Origin of the sequence: Streptomyces sp. NBC_01454, assembly GCF_036227565.1 — a bacterium.
Classification (GTDB): domain Bacteria; phylum Actinomycetota; class Actinomycetes; order Streptomycetales; family Streptomycetaceae; genus Streptomyces.
Window position 1 is genome coordinate 7,709,847 of record NZ_CP109460.1, and the last position, 19,146, is coordinate 7,728,992.

The 19,146-nt window shown below is 71.5% G+C and carries 17 protein-coding genes; 15 read left to right on the top strand and 2 right to left on the bottom strand.

Annotated features, from left to right (window positions below; translation table 11 throughout):
- The first annotated feature begins 266 nt into the window (after positions 1-266).
- Together OIU81_RS33935 and OIU81_RS33940 are read left to right on the top strand one after the other, a co-directional pair.
- Entirely contained in the window at positions 267-470 is a 204-nt protein-coding gene (locus tag OIU81_RS33935) for an MbtH family protein (protein WP_093488359.1), read from the top strand.
- A gap of 771 nt (positions 471-1,241) precedes the next feature.
- On the top strand, positions 1,242-1,754 hold the full coding sequence (locus tag OIU81_RS33940; RefSeq protein WP_329154015.1) for a GNAT family N-acetyltransferase: 513 nt from the start codon (positions 1,242-1,244) through the stop codon (positions 1,752-1,754).
- Between the two features lie 119 nt (positions 1,755-1,873).
- Here OIU81_RS33940 and OIU81_RS33945 read toward each other — a convergent pair whose 3' ends face one another.
- Positions 1,874-3,127 (bottom strand): cytochrome P450 family protein, encoded by a 1,254-nt coding sequence (locus OIU81_RS33945; protein WP_329154017.1) that lies wholly within the window; start codon positions 3,125-3,127, stop codon positions 1,874-1,876.
- A 343-nt stretch (positions 3,128-3,470) separates the two neighbouring features.
- Between OIU81_RS33945 and OIU81_RS33950 the strand changes: the two genes are divergently transcribed.
- The gene (locus tag OIU81_RS33950) at positions 3,471-5,102 is read left to right on the top strand and encodes an FAD-dependent oxidoreductase (protein ID WP_329154019.1); all 1,632 of its coding nucleotides are present in this window, start codon (positions 3,471-3,473) and stop codon (positions 5,100-5,102) included.
- A gap of 190 nt (positions 5,103-5,292) precedes the next feature.
- Positions 5,293-6,231, top strand: a complete 939-nt coding sequence (locus tag OIU81_RS33955) for an amidohydrolase family protein (RefSeq protein WP_443074176.1) — start codon at positions 5,293-5,295, stop codon at positions 6,229-6,231.
- 63 nt (positions 6,232-6,294) lie between these two features.
- On the opposite strand, the gene OIU81_RS33960 is transcribed toward OIU81_RS33955, so the two are convergent.
- On the bottom strand, positions 6,295-6,702 hold the full coding sequence (locus tag OIU81_RS33960; RefSeq protein WP_329154024.1) for a hypothetical protein: 408 nt from the start codon (positions 6,700-6,702) through the stop codon (positions 6,295-6,297).
- A gap of 500 nt (positions 6,703-7,202) precedes the next feature.
- On the opposite strand from OIU81_RS33960, the gene OIU81_RS33965 reads away from it, so the two are divergent.
- The 11 genes from OIU81_RS33965 (at position 7,203) to OIU81_RS34015 (ending at position 19,068) form a co-directional block, all read left to right on the top strand.
- The gene (locus OIU81_RS33965) at positions 7,203-7,823 is read left to right on the top strand and encodes a hypothetical protein (RefSeq protein WP_329154025.1); all 621 of its coding nucleotides are present in this window, start codon (positions 7,203-7,205) and stop codon (positions 7,821-7,823) included.
- Positions 7,810-9,510, top strand: a complete 1,701-nt coding sequence (locus OIU81_RS33970) for a GH3 family domain-containing protein (RefSeq protein WP_329154026.1) — start codon at positions 7,810-7,812, stop codon at positions 9,508-9,510. The genes OIU81_RS33965 and OIU81_RS33970 overlap by 14 nt, the downstream gene beginning before the upstream one ends.
- On the top strand, positions 9,507-10,364 hold the full coding sequence (locus tag OIU81_RS33975) for an SAM-dependent methyltransferase (RefSeq protein WP_329154027.1): 858 nt from the start codon (positions 9,507-9,509) through the stop codon (positions 10,362-10,364). Before OIU81_RS33970 ends, OIU81_RS33975 begins: the two co-directional genes overlap by 4 nt.
- 1 nt (position 10,365) lies before the next feature.
- Positions 10,366-10,623 carry a hypothetical protein gene (locus tag OIU81_RS33980; RefSeq protein WP_329154028.1) on the top strand — a complete coding sequence of 86 codons (258 nt, stop codon included), beginning with the start codon at positions 10,366-10,368 and terminating at the stop codon, positions 10,621-10,623.
- Positions 10,624-11,805, top strand: a complete 1,182-nt coding sequence (locus OIU81_RS33985; protein ID WP_329154029.1) for a hypothetical protein — start codon at positions 10,624-10,626, stop codon at positions 11,803-11,805.
- Entirely contained in the window at positions 11,802-12,548 is a 747-nt protein-coding gene (locus OIU81_RS33990) for a DUF6182 family protein (RefSeq protein WP_329154030.1), read from the top strand. The genes OIU81_RS33985 and OIU81_RS33990 overlap by 4 nt, the downstream gene beginning before the upstream one ends.
- A gap of 209 nt (positions 12,549-12,757) precedes the next feature.
- Complete coding sequence (locus OIU81_RS33995) at positions 12,758-13,507, top strand: thioesterase II family protein (protein WP_329154031.1); 750 nt, start codon at positions 12,758-12,760, stop codon at positions 13,505-13,507.
- Between the two features lie 503 nt (positions 13,508-14,010).
- A complete protein-coding gene (locus OIU81_RS34000; RefSeq protein ID WP_329154033.1) occupies positions 14,011-15,066 on the top strand; it encodes a 3-oxoacyl-ACP synthase III family protein in 1,056 nt (351 codons plus the stop codon).
- Between the two features lie 3 nt (positions 15,067-15,069).
- Positions 15,070-15,999 (top strand): hypothetical protein, encoded by a 930-nt coding sequence (locus OIU81_RS34005; RefSeq protein ID WP_329154034.1) that lies wholly within the window; start codon positions 15,070-15,072, stop codon positions 15,997-15,999.
- Positions 16,000-16,009: 10 nt separating this feature from the next.
- Positions 16,010-18,028, top strand: coding sequence for a fatty acid CoA ligase family protein (locus tag OIU81_RS34010; protein ID WP_329154036.1), 2,019 nt, complete (start codon positions 16,010-16,012; stop codon positions 18,026-18,028).
- On the top strand, positions 18,025-19,068 hold the full coding sequence (locus tag OIU81_RS34015) for an NAD-dependent epimerase/dehydratase family protein (protein ID WP_329154038.1): 1,044 nt from the start codon (positions 18,025-18,027) through the stop codon (positions 19,066-19,068). The genes OIU81_RS34010 and OIU81_RS34015 overlap by 4 nt, the downstream gene beginning before the upstream one ends.
- The last annotated feature ends 78 nt before the right edge of the window (positions 19,069-19,146 follow it).

Consider the following 19,146-nt stretch of genomic DNA (forward strand, 5'->3'; position numbering starts at 1 on the left):
CTCGCGCGGCTCACCGGTCTCCCGCACCCGTCTTCGCGCACCGGCTGCCGAAGACCCCCAGAACGTCGTCGACTGCGCGCCCGGCGAACCGGACCGGTCCTCCCGGCCGGCCCGGCCCGCGCAGCCGCGCGATGAACCGCTCGGTGCATCCCACGAGTGCACCAACCACCGTGCACCAACCACCGTGTGACACCACCGAGTGAAACAACCGAGTGAACAACCGAGTGAACAACCGAGTGAAGCAACCGACGATCGGAGAGCACGACATGGACGAGAACGCCCGCTACCAGGTGCTGCGCAACGACGAGGACCAGTACTCGCTGTGGCTGGCCGACCTGGAGATCCCCGCCGGCTGGCAGGCCGTCGGCAAGGAGGGCACCCAGGACGAGTGCTCCGCCTACGTCGACGAGGTCTGGACCGACATGCGGCCGCGCAGCCTGCGTGAGCGCATGGAGAACGCCGGCTCCTGAACCGCCCCGCGGGGCGCGGCCGCCCGCCGCGCCCCGCGCGTTCTCCGCCCCCTCCCTACGGGCCCCGCAACTCCGCCCGGCCCCGAAGGCAGCGCCCCCGGCCCCCACGCCCCGGAGAGCCACCGTGCCCCGGAGGCCCCGTGCGCGCGCCCGTCCTGCCGATGGCCGCACGCGACCGACCGACGCTGAAGTCAGCAGCCACGTCCGGGAGTTGCCCGGCCCACCGGCTGCCCACCGCTGCCACCCCCCACACAACGCACGGGCACCGCACCGAGCTTGCTCCTGCTCCTGCTCCCGCTCCTGCTCCCGCGAGCACCGCACTCGGGCTAGCACATTCACCGTCCGCACGTTTCTCGTTCCCGAGAAGTGAGTGGCGAAGTTCCGCTGAATACCGCTCTCCTACCGCTCTCGTAAGTCATCCCCTACTGACGCTGACGTACGTCCAAATTGACGGTCATTCCGTTTAGGTGCTGGCTAGTGACGAAAGATGGCCTCTTGCGCTATACCAGTGGAGTGCATCACGCGCAGAACACGTACCTGAGTGCGGAATTCAGGACGTTGACGGGGTGAGGGGGCTGCGGTGAACGCGGAGCAGTTCTGCCGCCGGCCGGTGAAGAAGGACTTACGCCTCCACGCTCATCCCCGGTGAACGGTCCCTGACCGCTCCGGAACGGTGCACTTCCCCGAACTTCTGCCGGCTCCCCACTGGCTCGGCATCGTTTCTCACGCCACCGGGATCTCCCGGTTCCCACGAATGAGAAGGACTCTGCCATGACCCCTACCCTGCACACCGACCGCCTGGTGTTCGCCCCCTACCGGCCCGAGGACGAGGAGGTCTTCGTGGCTCTGCTCCGAGATGAAGTCGTCTGTCGGTGGATGGGTCAGGAGAGATCACCGGAAATGGAGATCCGATCGATATTCCGGTCCATCCTCACCGACGTCTACGCGAAGAACATGTTCGACGTATGGGCCGTGTGGTCCGGCGGCGCGTACGTGGGCCACGCGGAGATCAAGAAGACCGGCAACGTCGACGGCTACGAGGCCGTCGCCGCGCTCGTCAGGGACCACTGGGGCAAGGGCCTGGGAACCGAACTCGTGCAAGGGCTGCTGGACTACGCCGCCGACACCTTGAAGGTCACCGAGGTCTACGGCATGGTCGGCGCCGAGAACTCCGCCTGCCTGGGCCTGGCCGGCAAAATGGGCTCGCGCCACCTACGCGATGTCGTCGGGGACGACGGCACGGTGACGAAGATGGTGGTGATACCGGTCGGTGTCCGCGCCTGAGGACCGGTCCGCCGGACCCCGTGGCCGGGCTGCCGTGACGTCGCCCGCCGGCCCGCCGGCCCCCTTCGGCCGGCTGACCCGCCGCTACGCGCAGCCCGCGCCACGCTTCACACCATCCGTCAGCGCGCCCGGCCCGGCTCCAGTGACACGGGCAGTTCGACCAGTCCACGGAACGCGGGGAAGGGCACCGTGAGCCATTGCACGTCCCCCGGCGGTACGGCCATCGCGATGTCGGGATACCGGCTGAACAGCGTGGTGAGTGCGATCTGCATTTCGAGCCGGGCCAACGGGGCCCCGACGCAATAGTGCGGACCGTGGCCGAACGCGATGTGCGTGCTCTGCACGCCCTCGCGGGTCAGATCGAGCCGGTCCGGTTCGGCGAATGCCTCCGGGTCCCGGTTCGCGGAGGCGATGGCGATCTGCACGAGCGCGCCCTTGGGGATGAGGACGTTGCGCATCTTGACGTCTTCGGTGGCGTAGCGGAACGTCGAGTTCTCGACGGACCCTTCATACCGCAGCAATTCCTCGATGGCCTGCGGGAAAAGGGCAGGATCCTGCTTCACCGTGCGCAGCTGCTCTTGCTGGGTGAGCAGATGGTAGACGGAGTTCCCGATCAGGTAGGCCGTGGTCTTGTGGCCCGCGAAGAGCAGGACCCAGGCGGTCGAGACCAATTCGCTGTCGGTCAACGCCCCGTCCTGGTCCTGAGCGGTGATCAGTGCGCTCAGCAGATCCTCGCCGGGGCTGCGCCGCTTGCGCGCGATGAGATCCACCAGATAATTGCGCAGATTCCCCTCGGCTTCTTCGAGCGCCTTCTTCGCCTCGGGCCCGAATCCGGTCTTGGCCACCGTGACGGACCAGGTGTGGGCCTGCTCGCGTTCGTCCTCCGGTACGCCGAGCAGTTCACAGATCACATTGAGCGGCAGCGGGAAGGCGAAGGAGGACAGCAGGTCCACCGGTTCGGTGGTCGAGCACCGGTCGAGCAGCGCGTCCGCGATCTCCTGCACCCGGGGGCGCAGTGCCTCCACCCGGCGCGGGGTGAGCGCGCCGTTGACGACCCGGCGCAGCCGCGTGTGCTTGGGCGGGTCGGAGAACAGCATGTTGTCGTCCAGCGCCACCGAGGAGTCGCCGAAGATCCGTTGGTAGGCGTCCATGGCCCCGTACATGTCCTTGCTGAACCGGGGGTCCGCCAGCGCGGCTCGCGCGTCGTCGTACCGGGTGATCAGGTACGTCTCCACGCCGTGCGGCGGGAGCAGCGGACAGACCGGAGTGTCCTCCCGCAGCCGGGCGTAGACGGGGTGCGGGTTCGTGCGGAACTCCGGCGTGCACGCGGAAGCGGCAGCTGCGGCGTCTGAGGACTCATGTACGTCTGTCACGGCTCATCCTGGAGTAGGGGCTGCCGCTGGAACTGCAGCCGAGAGGAATGCTGCATTCGGGGAGAGAGGGCTCTGCATTCGCTGCGGAATGAATGCGGAGGGCCGTTCGAAAAGTTCCCGGGGCCGTCACACGCGAAACATGGGCATTAGCCCGTTCGAGAGGTCTCCCGTGCCTCGCGGGACGCCATCTCCGGGCCTGCGCCGGGAAAACGGGGCCCGGCGTGTCGGTGTCCCGATCGGAGCAGCAGAACTCGCGCGTCAAATGGCCGCCGATCGAGAGTTGAGCCAACAGGACCCGCACCCATCAGCCCTGGCCTTCAGGACGCCGACCAGAGGATCGAACATGAGTGACAGCGCTGCAGAATCCGTGCCGGTACTCATTGCGGGGGGATCTCTGGTCGGACTGTCCGCCTCGGTGTTCCTCGGTCGCCTGGGGGTGAAACACCTCCTGGTCGAGCGGCACGCGGAGACGTCCATTCACCCGCGGGGCCGCGGAAACAATATCCGCACCATGGAGCTGTTCCGCACCGCGGGTGTCGAGCCGGACATCCGCAGGGCGGCGTCCGCGCTCTCGGGGAACGACGGTGTGCTGCAGACGGAAAGTCTCGCCGGCGACGAGCAGCGATGGATCATCCCGCGTATCGATCCCGACTCCACACTCTCCAGCATCACCCCGTCCGGATGGTGCCTGTGCAGCCAGAACGACCTGGAGCCGGTGCTGCTGAAGTACGCCCGCGGTCAGGGCGGCGATGTGCGGTTCGGCACGGAACTCACCTCGTACACACAGGACGACAGCGGCATCCACGCCCAATTGCGCAACCGGGAGACCGGCGAGTCGCAATCGGTACACGCGGAATACCTCATTGCCGCCGACGGGCCCCGGAGCCCGGTGCGCAAGACCCTCGACATTACGCACTCCGGCCCGGGAACCCTGTTCCACAACGTCAGCGTCACGTTCCGCAGCAAGAACCTCAAGAACGTCGTGGGCGACCGCCGGTTCGTCGTCTGCTACATCACCAACCCCGACGGCGAGGGCGCATTGCTGCCGGTCGACAACGATGAGCAGTGGGTTTTCCACGTCCCCTGGGCCTACGACAGCGGTGAGACCCTGGACGCTTTCACCGACCAGCGCCTCACCGCCCATATCCGCGCCGCGGCCGGTGTCCCCGACATCGATGTGGAGATCACCGGCAAGGCCCCCTGGCACGCGGCGAACAGAGTGGCCGACAGTTACGGCCGGGGCCGGGTGTTCCTGGCCGGCGACTCGGCACACGAGATGCCGCCGACGGGCGCCTTCGGCTCGAACACCGGAATTCAGGACGCGCACAATCTGGCCTGGAAGATGGCGGCCGTACTCCACGGCTGGGCCGGCCCCGCCCTGCTGGACACCTATCAGCCGGAACGCCGGTCGGTCGCCCTGGCCACCACCCTCCGCGCCTCCCAGCAGGCCGTGGAGGAACAGCATCCCGGTTACACCGCGGCGGCCTCCCGGAACAACGATCCGGCCGACCTCCTCACCGTCGCGCTGTGCTACCGCTACGCCTCGGAGTCGATCCTGGGCAGCGATCCGGCCGCCGAGGTCGTCCCCCGCCACTTCGCACTGGGCGGAGCGCTCGGCAGCCGGGCTCCCCACATGTGGGTCGAGCGGAACGGCAAGAGGATCTCCACGCTGGACCTCTACGAGAAGTCCCTGACCCTCCTCAGCGGTGCCGCGGGCGGCCCGTGGCGCGCCGCGGCGCGCGCCGCGGCGGAACAGCTGGACGTCCCCCTCGCCGGATACCTCATCGGCACCGCCGCGGACTGCGACCTGCTTCCGGAACCGGGGGTGGACTGGGCGCACCTGCACGGCACGCACGACGACGGTGCGGTACTCGTGCGCCCGGACGGCTTCGTGGCATGGAAGTCGGACCACGGCGAAGCCGATCCGCACCAGGTCTTGAGGGAGGTCCTCAAGAAGGTATTGCACCGCGCATAGCGCCTCGGTCCGGCACCCCCCCCGCCCCGGCATCCACGCACCGCGCCGTCGCCCCGCCGCCCCACCGACCCGTCAGACCAAGGAGATTCACGTGACCTCGCCCGAGCAGCACCCCAGCAGCGCTCCCGGCCGTGCCGAGCGACGGGCAGGGAACGCGCCCCGAGGCGACCACAGCACCGGGCAGGGCCGGGTGGACGTACACCACCACTTCACGGCACCGGCCTGGATCGACTGGGCCGAGAACAAGGGCCTGACGCGACGCGAAAAGCTGCCCTGGTGGGCTCACTGGGACGAGGACACCACGCTTGGCATGATGAGCAAGGCGGGGATCAGCACCAGCATTCTGACCGCTGCCATGCCGGGCAGCCCCTCGCAGGACCCCCACCAGCGCAAGGAAGGCCTGCACATCTCGCTGCAGGCGATGTCCGATCTCGCACAGGCCCACCCCCGGCGCTTCGCCTTCTTCACCCCGGTCTTCCTCGACGACCTCGAGACGTCGAGCTGGTCCGTGCGCAAGGGCCTCGACGACCACGGCGCCGTCGGTGTGAGCACCCGCACCAGCATGAAGGGCGAATACCTCGGCAACCCGGCCCACGAACCGCTGCTCGCCGAACTCAATGAACGAGCGGCGGTCGTCAGCACCCACCCCATGGAGATGCCCTCGGGGCCGGTGATGCCGGGGCTGCCGCCCTTCCTGTGCGACTTCCTGCTGGACACCACCCGCGCGGCCATCAGCCTCATCCTGAACGGGACCCTGGACCGCTACCCGAACCTCTCGTTCATCCTTCCCCACGGCGGTGGTTTCCTGCCCTACATGGCCACGCGCCTGGAGCTCTTCGGGCACCTGCTCACCCCGAAAATCGAGCCCGCCCGTGTCCGCGACTACCTGCATCGCTTCTACTACGACACCGCCGCCCCGATGTCCCCCTCCGCCACCCCCACACTCATCTCCACCGTCGACCCCGACCGGATCCTCTACGGCACCGACTGGCCCCCCACCTCGGCCGACCTCATCACCGATGTCGTCGCCCCGGCCCTTGACCGCGATCCGGCACTCACCGACAGCCAGCGGCGCGGCATCAACCGGGACAACGCGCTGCACCTGATGCCGGGCCTCGCGCAGCTCTGACCCGTCAGCAGTTCTCGTGGCCGTGAGCGGCGGCCGGCGGGGCGCAGGCGCCCGGTGTCGTCGTCAGCCCGGCGGATCCGAGGGGGCATCCCGCCGGGCAGTGCCGTCACCGCGGGACGATCCGGGAGTCTTCGCGCCGATCCGCTCGCCGGCCGTCAACGCGATCCACAACGACAGTCCCGCCAGGGGAAGTTCGATGGCGAACGCGGTGACCAGGGCGATGGCGATGCCACCCGCCGCTCCGCCGGGAGTGGTCATCACATCGAACCAGGCGTCGGCCACCAGCATGGTCGTGACCGCCACGGCCGCGAGATTCAGATGCCGGTGCCGGCGGTGGGCGAGTACCGCCGTGAGCAGAATGAGCCCGGCCAGCCCGATGTCGAATCCCACCCACGGTGCGTCGTACGAATCCAGGGTGGCCCGCCGGGGGAGGGTGATCGCCAGATAGAGGGTCCAGGGAACGAGTGCCAACCCCAGCCCGGTGAAAAGGGGAACGACCCACCGCGGCGTCGGACGGATTCTCAGCAGGCCCCGCACCCCGGATGCCCGAACCTCTCTCACACGCTCACCTCTGCCTCGTCAGGACCGCTCCCTCCCTACGGGCATACCACGAGCGGGCCCGCAGAGGGCTTGGACCGGCCACCCGTGCGCGCGTGCCGGCACGCGTGGCTCTCCGGGGCAATCGGGCACGGGGGTGAACAGCACAGGGGGATCTTCAACAAAACAACTAAACAGTTTGCCCAACTCTTGAGGTACGGCCGCATCGGCTGGACGAATGGTGCCCGGGGCCCATTGCCGGCCGGCTGACGATTCCGTCGGGCGCTCGGGTGGCGCCCGCCGTTCGGATGGTCCGGTTCCCAGAAATGGACGGTCGACCTTGTATGAGTGCAGTTGATTCCGATGCGGGTGCGGGACTTCCGCCGTACGGGAGCGAGTCGGGCGGGTCCCGGCCGGTCCCCACATTCTGTGTCGTGCTCGGCCCGGATTACGCGGGAAAATCCTCCGCGCTGACGGAGTTGTCGCGCCGCGAACCCGACTGGCGGATCGTCTCCGCCGATGACGCATTCCTCACCCCCGGTCACTCCCTGATCTCCCGGCTCCGGCGGGAACTGGTCGGTGAGGTGGTGCCGGCCCTGCACCGTGCCTACTCGGCCGACTTCATGCTGACGCTGCTGCAGACCGCGGTGCTCCATCTGCGGGACAGCATCCTGCGCAGCACGGACGGCACACCGATCGTGGTGGACTCGTACTTCTACAAGATTCTCGCCAAGTGCCGTCTTTCCGGCGTGGACGAACACCCCCTGTACGACTGGTGGCGGACCTTTCCCCGGCCGCGCCGGGTCCTCTATCTCGAGGTGTCACCCGAGACGGCCTGGCGTCGCTGCGGAAAGGGACGCGACCTCAACCCCCTTGAGTATTACGGCGAAAAGGCGGACCGGATGGCGTTCGAAAGCTTCCAGTCGGACCTGCACAAAACCCTCTGGGAAGAGATCGAACCGCTGCCCGTGACCGGCCTCGCGGAGGCCGGGAACGGGCAGGCGTCGCGGGTCGCCCAGGACATCCGGGAGGCGGTCGCCGATGCCTGCCTCTGACACCTGGGCCGACCCGGACCGAATCCACCGCTATCGCCGCCGGGTCTTCGGCGAGCGGGACACGATCCGCGCCGCGCTCACCGAGGCCGCGGCCCACCAGCAACGGGTGCTGGCCGAGCTCCTGGAATTCAACGCCGGCACCGAATACGGCCGTTCCCATGATTTTTCCTCGGTCCGTACGCTGGACGACTTCCGCAAGGCCGTACCGATCAACGACTATGCGGCCCTGTCGTCCCGGATCGAGCGGATGGCGGCGGGGGAGCGCAATGTGCTCAGCGCCGACGATCCGGCCGTGTACTTCACCAGCAGCGGAACCACCGGCGCGCACAAAAAGATCCCGGTCACCCCCCGTTTCATGCGGTCCACCTTCTTCCCGTTCTACTACGCGGCCTGGGCACCCCTCGCCGAGCACTTTCCCGACGTGCTCGCCCGCCCGGACGCGGTGCTGAACCTGAAGCACGATCCGTTGTCCGCCCCGCCGACCACCGCCTCCGGGCGTCTTCATGTGGGCGCCAGCCAGGTGGACTTCGGCGCGAAGTTCGGGGAGCCGCTGTCGGCGGAGCCCGGCACCGGAGCCCCCTGGGGCACCCTGCCGCCGGCGGTCGAGCCGAACGACCACCTGGAGAAGGCGTATCTCCGGCTGCGGCTCGCGGTGCAGCGCGATGTGCGCTGTGTGATCGGCATCAACCCGGCCATGGTCGCCGCCCTGCCGCACCAGCTCACCCTGTGGTGGCCGCGGCTGGTCAAGGAGATCCGTGACGGCACCCTGGGCGGCCTGCCGCACACCACCCCCGACCCCGAGCGGGCCCGCGCACTGGAGCGTCTCGCCGGCCACTTCGGCGCGATCCGCCCGGCCCATGTGTGGCCGCACATGCGGGCGCTGTTCTGCTGGACCACCGGCATGGCCTCGCTGTACCTGCCGCGCCTGCGCGAGGAGTTCGGCACCGGCGTGGCCTCGCTGCCGGCGCCCGTCGCCGCCTCGGAGGGTCCGGTCGCGGTGGCCCTCGACCGCCACGAGTCCGCCGGTTCCCTCACGGTCACCGCCGCGGCGTACGAGTTCCTGGACGCCGATGACGACATCGGGCCGGACGCCGCGACGCTGACCCTCGACGAGCTGGAGCAGGGACGCGACTACCACGTCGTCTTCAGCCACATCGGGGGGCTGTACCGCTATGCCGTGGGCGATGTGGTGCGGGTCGTCGACCACGTCGACGGGGTACCGCGCGTCGCCTACGCGGGCCGGGCCACCCGCTCGGACGCGGCGGGCGAACGGCTCCGTGAGGCTCAGGTCCTCCGGGCGCTCGCCGCCGCGGCCCGGGGGACCGGACTCGATCTGCGCAATGCCGCCTGCCGGGTGCGGGAGGCGAACGGAGCACAGCCGCACTACGAGTTCGCCCTGGCACCCCGTGGCGCCTGGTCCGACGCCGAGACCACCCGCTTCGCGGCCCTGCTCGACACCGCGATCGGTGCCGAAGCACCCGCCTACCGCGCGGCCCGGTCCGCCGGACGCCTGCGGCCCCTGACCGTGCGGCTGCTGGCCGAGGACGCCTTCCTGCACGACTGGCACACGGCAGTCGCCTCCGGCATCCGGCCGACGCAGGTGAAGGACCGGCTCTTCCGGCAAGCCCCCGCACTGTGGGAACGACTGACCGGCTCGGCACGGACCGGCCGGGGAGGACAGCGATGACCGGGACACTGGACGCCGTCGAGCGGACGGCGCTGCTGACGGCCGCCCTGCGCGCGGTGGAGAGCGGCCGCGCGGACCGGCTCTACACCGATCCCTACGCGGCCCGGCTGGCCGGCGACACCGGCCGCCAGCTGCTGGGGGAGATGCGCGACGCCACCGCACCGCGCGACGACCGGAGCGGCGTGCCGAGCACACCCGACTACAACGCCCTCCGCACCCGCTTCTTCGACGACTACCTCCAACGGGAGGCACACGACCCGCAGACCTCCCAGGTCGTGCTCGCACCGGCGGGGATGGACTCCCGCGCCTACCGCCTCGACTGGCCCGCCCACACCCGCTACTTCGAACTGGACCGGCCGGCCGTGCTCGCGCTCAAGGAGCAGCGGCTGCGCGGGGTGCCGCCGCGCGTCGAGCACCGCACGGTGGCCGTGGACCTCACGGCTCCCGACTGGGAGGACACGCTCCTGGCGGCCGGCTACACCCCCGCCCGGCCGTCGGTCTGGCTGCTGGAAGGTCTCCTCTACTACCTCCGCCACGACGAGGTGCACCGCATCCTGGGCCGGGTGGCGGCCCTCATGGCGCCGGGCAGCCGGATCGCCGCGGACCTCGTCAACACGGCGGCACTGACCCGGCCCGACATGCGCGCGCTGCTCGAGGTGTTCGCCGGCTGGGGCTGCCCGTGGCGGTTCGGCACCGACGAGCCCGAGGCGGTCCTCGGCGACCACGGATTCCGGGCCGAGGCACTCCAGCCGGGAGAGCCCGGCGCGGACTTCGGCCGCTGGCCGGACCCGGTGCCGCCGCGCACCGAGACCGGCGTGCGACGGGTGTTCTTCGTGCACGGAGTGAGGCAGTGACATGGCCGGCCCCGTGATCGTCCAGGGCAGCGTCGACGGTGCGGCCACCGGTCCGGCCACCGTCGTCGCGCTGAGCAGCGACGGACGCCGGCTACGCCTCCTGGCACGGGCCCCCGCGCCGTCCGGTCGGCCGGAGGGGGACGCGGAGGGGGACGCGGAGGCGGGCACGGCCGTCCGCGACTCCGCCCCGGTGCCGCCGCGGGCGCCTGGCCAGGGGGAAGCGCCCCACACCCCGACGACGACGGACGGAGCCGCGTAGATGTCCGCCGTGCACCAACGGGAACGAGCCGACGGCGTCCGGTGCCGCGATGACGCCGAGGAACCCGCGACGGGCCGCCCCCGCGTCCTGCTGGCCCCGATCACCGTCACCCCCTCCAAACCGCTGACCCCCAGCCACCTCAAGGGTCTGCTGTGGACCGACGTCATGTACCGGGCCAGCGCCGGGCTGACCGACGTCACCTACCGCTACAGCCCCACCACCTACCACCTCACCGAACAGACCCTCGGCTTCTGGGAGTACCTCGACCGCACCGAGGGGGACGCCGACTACTCGGCCCTGTCCGAGGAGCAGATCGGCGAGCTGTACGTCGCCCACCGCGCCGCCGGGCACCGGCCGGACGCCACCGCCCTGCGGCCGTACGCCGAAGCGGTGGAGCAGCACGGCTGGGTCCATCCGGCCGGCGCCAGGGTGCTCGAACTGTGGGCCGCGCACTACCGGCGCCTGGGCATGCACGACCCCGGGCTGCGGGCCCACCAGCCGCCCGCCCTGGGGCTGGAGGAGACCATCGCCGCCCTCGCCTCGCGCGGCCGCTGCCTCGATCTGCGCGCCTACGGCAGCCCGGTGTTCCTCGACGCCACCCGCGACGGGCTGCCCCTGCGCCAGATCGCCGACGCCCATGGCCGGCCCAACTACCTGGCCTGTGTCCTGCGGGAACTTCTGCCGCTGGTACCCGGGTTCGACGAGGTCGTGCTGCTCTGCGACCGTGAACTGGAGGCCGACTACCTGCTGCTGCAACGCGTCCTGTCCGCGTACGGGGCCACGGTGCGCCGGGTCACCCTGGGCCGGGTCCCCATCGAGGGCCACATCCGCTCTGCACGCCACGGCGGCTGGCAGGGCTACACCGTCGGGGCCCTGCTGGAGCGGGTGGGCGCCGAGTATGACGACCCGGTGCTGCGTCTGGGCATGCGCCTGTACTTCATCGCCGTGCTCGGCGCGGGCCAGCAGCAGTCCTTCCGGCACGAGGTGCTCCGGCACAGCCTGGCGCGTGCCGAGCGGCTGCTGTCGACGGACCGGGCCCCCGACCCCGCGCCGCTTCCCGAGGTGCTGGCGCGCCACCGCGGCGATCACCTCCACGTCAACCCCTACCGGCTGACCGCCGCCCTGCTCGCCAGGCGCCGCCCGCCACCCGCTCCGGACCTCCTGAAAGCGGTCTACCTGTGATCATCTCCCAGGACCTGCTGCGGGCCGAGGCGGCCCGCCGTATCCGTGAAGCGCGGCCCGAACTTGCCCCCCGCAGCGACCTGTTGAGCGCCACCGGACTGATGGCCGCCCGGCAGGAGCTCGCCCGGGACGCCGAGGAGCCCCGGGTGCTGACGGTCTGCGTGCTGCGGAGCCTGGACCTGCCCGCCTGGATCCGCGCCACCTGCGCGTTCGCCCACCGGGTCGCCCCGCCCGCGGCCGCGGCCTGGCGCCGGGACTTCACCCGTACCGTCTTCCTGGCCGGCAATCCGGAGAACCTCGCGGAGCGGTTCAGGTTCGGCCATGTCGCCGACGACGGGGCAGCCGCGTGGTTCGGGCCCGCGCCGGCCGGCGACAGCACGGCCCTGCGGCGCCTGCTCAAACTCTTCACCGCCCCGGCCGGCCTGCCCGTCGCCCCGCCCACGGTGGTGGAACTGCCGCCCGGCGCCGGCTCCGGCGAACGCGCCCCGGTGCACCACGCACTCCATGTGGCCACGGCCGGCGTCACGCTCGGCGCCGGCCTGGTACACCTCAACCATCTGCTGTCCGAGGCCGTCCTCGACGGCACCCTCTCTCCCGGCGACCGACTGACGCTCCATCAGGCACCGTGCCTGGTAGGACTGGAGGGGCCGTTCACGGCCCTGCGCGTCGACGTTTCCGTACGGGACCCCGACCGGCTCCAGGCCTACGCCGCACTGACGTCGGACGAAGCACACCGTGCCTGACCCGGCGGCGTCGTGGTCGGCCGTCCGAGGTCTCCGAGTCCGGTTCCTCCGGGCTGCCTTGGCCCGGGTCGCCTGCTCCCCGGACGTGTAAAATGCCGGGCGAAGTGATCGGGCGCGAAGCGCTTGCCGGCTTCCTTGTCGTGGTGAACCACGAGGAGCAGTAGTCCACTTGGCGGCCGGCCCGCCGTCGTCGGAACGAGGACGCGCAGATGTTCGGCATCACAGGTTCCCTTGCCGCTCCCTGGTGGACCGGAGAGCCCGCCCCGCTCGCCGAGCGGTCCCTGCTCTGCCTCCCCTATGCCGGCGGCGGTCCCCAGACCTACCGGCGCTGGGGGGAACTGCTCGGCCCGTCGGTCGAGGTGCGCGCCATGACGCCGCCGGGCCGCGGCCACCGCTTCACCGAGGAACCCTGCCGTGATCTGCCGTCGCTGCTGACGCCGCTCGCGGACGCCCTCCCGCGGATACCGCAGCGGCCGTACGCAGTGTTCGGCCACAGCCTCGGGGCCACGGTCGCCTACGAACTGTGCCTGGAGATCAGGCGGCGCGGTCTGCCCATGCCGCAGGGCCTGGTGGTGTCCGCCCGCCAGGCACCGGCGCTGCCGTGGCGGTTCCGTCGGGTCAGCGGGCTGCCCGACGACGAGTTCACCGCGGCGCTGCGTGAGCTGGGCGGGACGCCCGAAGCGGTGCTCGCCCAGCCGGATCTGATGAGCCTGCTGCTGCCGGCCCTGCGTGCCGACTTCGCGATCGTGGAGTCCTACCGCGACCGCGACGAGCCGCCGCTCGACGTGCCGATCCTCGCGCTGGCGGGTACCGAGGACGACCGCGCCACCGCGGAACAGATGGCGGGCTGGGCCACCCGGACGACCGCGTCGTTCGCCCTCCACCCGGTCCAGGGCGGCCACTTCTTCGTGGACACCCAGGCCGACGCCGTGACGGAACTCGTCTCGGCTTTCCTGTGACCACCGGGGCTCACGTCGCCCCGGTAACACACTGAGCCCCCTCGCATTCGCCCGGCTGAGGGCGCGAGGGGCGGCGCACACCCACGTCGTTCGTGGCGGGGTTTTGGTTCCGGGCACCCACGCAATCGCCTCAGTGATCAACCTCATGCGCCATGTCAGGTCATGCCGGCAGATCACGGGATACGGTAAATATCGACGCCGCGCCAGAGAGGCAGGACCCGACGGTCCCCTCCGGTCGCGGCATCGCGGGGTGCGCCGCTGACGCCGCCTCCGTAGGAATCAGCAGTCTTCCTGCCGCGAACGGGGCCATGACCCCGGGCAGGGCCTCCACCGAGAATCGCCGCGCCGCCGGCCGGTGCCCGGTCGTGCGACGGCCGGCACCCGCTTCGCGCTGCCTCGGTGGCGGTGCGGGAGGAACCTCCCGCCGTGCGGCCCCCTGCGGTGCCTGCCGGCTCTGCCGTCGGTACCCGTCACAGGGGCAAAGAAAAGAAGGAGTGAGGACGATGACCAGCAGGAGCAGCCGATTAGAGGCGCTCGGCGCCTATCTGCCGCCCACCGTGCAGACGACTGCGGAGTTGGTGGCGCAGGTGTCCGGTACGCAGGAATTCGACCTGCAGCGCATCACGGGCGTGGCCGAGCGGAGGGTCCATGACCACCGGCCGGAGGCGGGCGAGGACTCCTACGGTCTGGCGCTGCGGGCCGCCCGGGACTGCCTGGGCAACTCCCGTTACGCGGCCGGCGAGCTGGACGTGGTGATCTCCGCGTCCATCACCCGCTTCCAGGACGGCGGCCGGTTCGCCTTCGAGCCGTCCTTCGCCCGGCAGCTGGCCGGTGAGCTGGGTGCGCGCCAGGCGATCCACTTCGATGTGTCCAACGCCTGCGCCGGGATGCTGACCGGCGTGTATCTGCTGGACCGGCTCATCAGGGCCGGTGTGGCCAGGAACGGCCTGGTGGTGAGCGGCGAGCAGGCCACCAAGGTGGCGCAGACCGCGGCCGCCGAGATCACCGACTCCTACGATCCGCAGTTCGCCTCGCTCTCGGTGGGCGACTCGGCGGCGGCCGTCATCCTCGACGAGTCGGTCGACGAGGCCGACCGCATCCACTACGTGGAGATGATGACCTGCTCGGAGTACTCGCATCTGTGCCTGGGCATGCCCAGCGACCGCACGGACGGCATCGCGCTCTACACGGACAACAAACAGATGCACAAGCGGGACCGGCTCCGGCTCTGGCCCAGTTTCCACGGGGACGTGCTGGCCAAGCAGGGCCGCACCTTCGCCGATGAGGAGTTCGACTACATCGTGCAGCACCAGGTCGGCACCCGCTTCGTCGAGTTCGTCAACCGCACCGGCGAGGAGGTGTTCGGCACGGAAATGCCCCGGTCGCTGTCGGTGGTCGAGCGGTTCGGCAACACCGCCACCACCTCCCACTTCCTGACGCTGCGCGAGCACCTGAAGGCCGGGACGGCCCGGCAGGGCGGCAAGTTCCTGCTGGTGCCCGCCGCCTCGGGCGTGGTCGCCGGGGCCCTGTCCGCAACGATCTCCACGATGGGGGTGTGAACCATGGGTACCGTCATCGCCGCTGCCTCGGTCGCGCTGCCGCGTCCCGCCGACGCCCGCGCCACCACGGTGCAACTCGCCGGGCGGGCCGCCCGGGACTGTCTGACCGGGACGGGACTGTCACCGGACTCCGTCGGGGTGCTCATCAACGTCGGCGTCTACCGCGAGTCCAACACCTTCGAACCCGCCCTCGCGGCCATGGTGCAGAAGGAGGCGGGCATCAACCTGGACTATCTCGCCGACGCCGTGCCGAGCGCCGGCTTCTCCTTCGACCTGATGAACGGCGCCTGCGGCCTGCTCAACGCCGTACAGGTGGCGCAGGCCCTGCTGGATACCGGCAGCACCGACCGGGTGCTGGTGACCGCGGCGGACGTGCATCCCGGCGGGCGGGCCGCCGATGACCCGGCGTACCCGTACGAGGACCTGGGCGGGGCGCTGTTGCTGGAGCGCTCCACCGATCCCGGGGCCGGCTTCGGGCCGGTGCACCTGCGGAGCGGGGAGGGCCCGGCGGGCACCTCCGGGTATCTGGACACGGCCGCGATGGGGGCCGGGGGCCGGGGCCTGATCACCGTCGAGCAGGACGCGGACCGGACCGAGAGGCTGCTCGACCTCGCGGCCGCCACCGTCACGGAGTACCTCGCGGAGCACGGCCTGGACCCGGAGCGCACGATGATCGTCTGCTCCCGCCCGGCCCCGGACTTCGCGGCCCGGCTCGCCGCGCGCCTGGACCTCGACCCTGCCTCCGTCGTGGCCGCAGGTGTGCCCGGCGGCGACCCGGAGCGGTCCGGTGAGCCGCACACCGCGGCACCCGTCCTCGGCTACCTCGCGGCCCTCGACGGCGGACTGCCGCACGCCTACGAGGAGTTGCTCTTCCTCTCCGTGGGCGCCGGGCCGAGCGCGGCGTGCGCGAGCTATGCGCTCCAGGGGAGGTGAGGACGACACCATGGCCATGCTGACAGAGCGTCAGGAAGAGGTGCTGCCGGACCTCGCCTCATACCTGGAGCACCACGCCCGGGCCTTCCCCGGCAAGCCCGCGATCCGCCACCCGGACGGCACGGAGCCCGGCGGCACCATCCACTACCGCACGCTCACCTATGGCGCGCTCCAGGAGCAGGTCGAGACCCTGGCGGCCGGCTTCCTCCGCAGCGGCATCGGGCGGGGCACCAAGACCGTCCTGATGGCGTCCCCGGGCCCGGACCTGTTCGCGCTCGCCTTCGCCCTGTTCCGGATCGGTGCCGTGCCCGTCGTGGTCGACCCCGGTATGGGCGTGCGTCGGATGCTGCACTGCTACCGCACCGTGGGCGCGGAGGCGTTCATCGGGCCGCCGGCCGCGCACGCCGTCCGCGTGCTCAGCCGCCGTACGTTCGCCGATGCCCGGATCCGGGTGACCGTGGGCCGCAGGTGGTTCTGGGGCGGTCACACCCTCAACGAGCTGCGCCGACCTGCCCCTTCGGCCGAGCAGGCGGGCGCCCCGAAGGCGGCGGAGCGCCGGCCGGCCGCCGACGACCTGCTGATGATCGGTTTCACGACCGGCAGCACCGGGCCGGCCAAGGGCGTGGAATACACCCACCGGATGGCCGCCGCGATGGCCCGCGGCATCGCCTCCGCACACCGGCGCAGCCGCGAGGAGGTCTCGCTGGTCACACTGCCCCTCTACGGCATCCTCGACCTGGTCTTCGGCTCCACCCTGGTGGTGGCCCCGGTGGCCCCCGCCCGGGTGGCCGGCGCCGACCCGGGCCCGGTCGTGGCCGCGCTGGAGCGGTTCGGGGTGTCGACCATGTTCGCCTCCCCGGCGCTGCTGCGGGTGCTCGGCGAGCACCTCCGCCAACACCCCACCGCACTGCCGGAGCTGCGCTGTGTGGTCTCCGGTGGCGCGCCGGTGCCCGCGGAGCTCGTCGCCCTGCTGCGCGACGTGCTGGACGACGCGGCCGAGATCCACACGACGTACGGCGCGACCGAGGCGCTGCCGATCTCCTCCCTGGAGTCCGCCGAACTGCTGGGTGAAACGGCCGCGCGCGCGGCGCGGGGCGACGGCACCTGTGTGGGCCGGCCGGTGCCCGGCGTCGACGTCCGGATCGTGCGGACCACCGACGGGCCGCTGCCGCTCTGGGAGCGAGCACTTCGCGTCCGGCCGGGCGAGGTCGGCGAGATCGCCGTGGCCGGGGCCGCGGTCAGCCGCCGCTACCACGCGGCCCCGGCGGCGGACGCCCAGCACAAGATCCAGGAGCCTCCCGGCGACGGCGGTGCGGCCCGGATCTGGCACCGCACGGGAGACCTGGGCAGCCTGGACGACAAGGGCCGGCTGTGGTTCGCCGGGCGCCGCACCCAGCGGGTCACCACCGCCGACGGCGACCTGCACACCGTCCGCTGCGAAGGCGTCTTCCACGCCCACCCGCTCGTCCGGCGCACCGCGCTGGTCGGCGTCGGCGCGGCGGGCGCACAACGGCCGGTGCTCTGCGTGGAGACCGAGCCGGGCACCGGCCGGAAGCAGTGGCGCACCCTCGTCCCCGAACTGCGGGAACTGGCCGCCGGAAACCCGCAGACCCGGCACGTACAGGACTTCCTGCGGCACCCGGGCTTCCCCGTCGACCCCCGCCACAACGCGAAGATCGGCCGCGAACAGCTGGCCCGCTGGGCCGGCCGGCACCTCGGCCGCGGGAGAGGGCACCGGCGCACGGCACTGCGCGCGATCCCGCTGGCGGGCTGGGCGTTCCTGCTGCTCGGCGCCGTACGGCCGTTCCACTCCCCGGTGCTGACGGCCCTGTGGTGGGCCGATGCCTTCCTCAGCGTCGTGGTGCACGCCGCCCAGCTTCCCCAGGCCCTGCCGCGGGGACGTGCCGCCGGCCGGGGCACCGCGGCGACGGTGGGCCTCACCATGCTCTACGGGGCGACCTGGTGGCGGACCCTGCCCCCGGCCACCCCCGCCCACCGGAGCGTGGACGCGGGGGAGGAGGCGGCATGAAGGTCCTGGTGACCGGTGCGTCCGGCTTCCTCGGCGGGCACCTCGTGGACCGCTGTCTGGCCGAGGGCCATCACGTACGCGCCCTCGTCCGCGGCAGCAGCGACCTCTCCCGGCTGCGGACCCTGGACGGCGTCGAACTCGTCCACGGCTCCCTGGAGGACGCCGACTCGCTGCGCCGTGCCGTGGCGGGCGTGGACGTCGTGCACCACAGCGCGGCGCGGGTGGTGGACTTCGGCACCCGCGCCCAGTTCTGGCAGGCCAACGTGACCGGCACCGAGCGGCTGCTGCACGCCGCCCGGCGGGCCGGCGCCCAGCGCTTCGTGTTCGTCAGCAGCCCCAGCGCGCTGATGCGGGTCAGGGACGGCGACCGGTTCGACATCGACGAGAGCACCCCCTACCCCGACCGGTTCCTCAATCTGTACTCCGAGACGAAGGCCGCGGCGGAACGGCGGGTACTGGCCGCGGACGCGCCGGACTTCACCACGGTCGCGCTGCGCCCGCGCGGCATCTGGGGGCCGCGCGACCACTCCGGCTTCCTGCCGCGCCTGGTCGCCAAGATGCGGTCGGGCCGGCTGCCCGACCTCGCCGCCGGCAAGCGCGTCGAGGTGTCCCTGTGCCACTGCGACAACGCGGTGGCGGCCTGCCTGCGGGCGGCCGCAGCCCCGCCCGAACGGGTCGGCGGCCGGGCCTACTTCCTCGCCGACCGGGAGCGCACGGACCTGTGGGCCTTCCTGGCCCGGCTCGCGGGAATGTTCGGCGGCCTGCCGCCCAGCCGCCCGGTCCCGCCGCGGGTCAGGGACGCCCTGGCCGAGGCCGTCGACCACCTCTGGAAACTGCCCCCGCTGCGGGCCCGGGTGGCCCCACCGCTGAGCCGCTACACCGTCGCCCTGCTCACCCGCTCCACCACCTACGACACCGGCGCCGCGGCCCGCGACTTCGGATACACCCCGGAGACCGACCAGGAGACCGGGCTGCGGCAGCTGGCCGCCTGGGTCGAATCGGCCGGCGGCGCCGAGACCTTCGTACGCGCCGTCCGGTGAGCCGCGAGCGGCACCGGGGACCGCTCCCCGGCACAGCGCACGGGGCTGCCGCCCGGACCGACCGCGGCAGCCGAGCAC

Coding starts and splice junctions, on each gene's coding strand:
- OIU81_RS34005 (WP_329154034.1), top strand. CDS start 15,070: ATGGGTACCGTCATCGCCGCTGCCTCGGTCGCGCTGCCGCGTCCCGCC.
- OIU81_RS33940 (WP_329154015.1), top strand. CDS start 1,242: ATGACCCCTACCCTGCACACCGACCGCCTGGTGTTCGCCCCCTACCGG.
- OIU81_RS34015 (WP_329154038.1), top strand. CDS start 18,025: ATGAAGGTCCTGGTGACCGGTGCGTCCGGCTTCCTCGGCGGGCACCTC.
- OIU81_RS33950 (WP_329154019.1), top strand. CDS start 3,471: ATGAGTGACAGCGCTGCAGAATCCGTGCCGGTACTCATTGCGGGGGGA.
- OIU81_RS33975 (WP_329154027.1), top strand. CDS start 9,507: ATGACCGGGACACTGGACGCCGTCGAGCGGACGGCGCTGCTGACGGCC.
- OIU81_RS33985 (WP_329154029.1), top strand. CDS start 10,624: ATGTCCGCCGTGCACCAACGGGAACGAGCCGACGGCGTCCGGTGCCGC.
- OIU81_RS33970 (WP_329154026.1), top strand. CDS start 7,810: ATGCCTGCCTCTGACACCTGGGCCGACCCGGACCGAATCCACCGCTAT.
- OIU81_RS33980 (WP_329154028.1), top strand. CDS start 10,366: ATGGCCGGCCCCGTGATCGTCCAGGGCAGCGTCGACGGTGCGGCCACC.
- OIU81_RS34000 (WP_329154033.1), top strand. CDS start 14,011: ATGACCAGCAGGAGCAGCCGATTAGAGGCGCTCGGCGCCTATCTGCCG.
- OIU81_RS34010 (WP_329154036.1), top strand. CDS start 16,010: ATGGCCATGCTGACAGAGCGTCAGGAAGAGGTGCTGCCGGACCTCGCC.
- OIU81_RS33995 (WP_329154031.1), top strand. CDS start 12,758: ATGTTCGGCATCACAGGTTCCCTTGCCGCTCCCTGGTGGACCGGAGAG.
- OIU81_RS33935 (WP_093488359.1), top strand. CDS start 267: ATGGACGAGAACGCCCGCTACCAGGTGCTGCGCAACGACGAGGACCAG.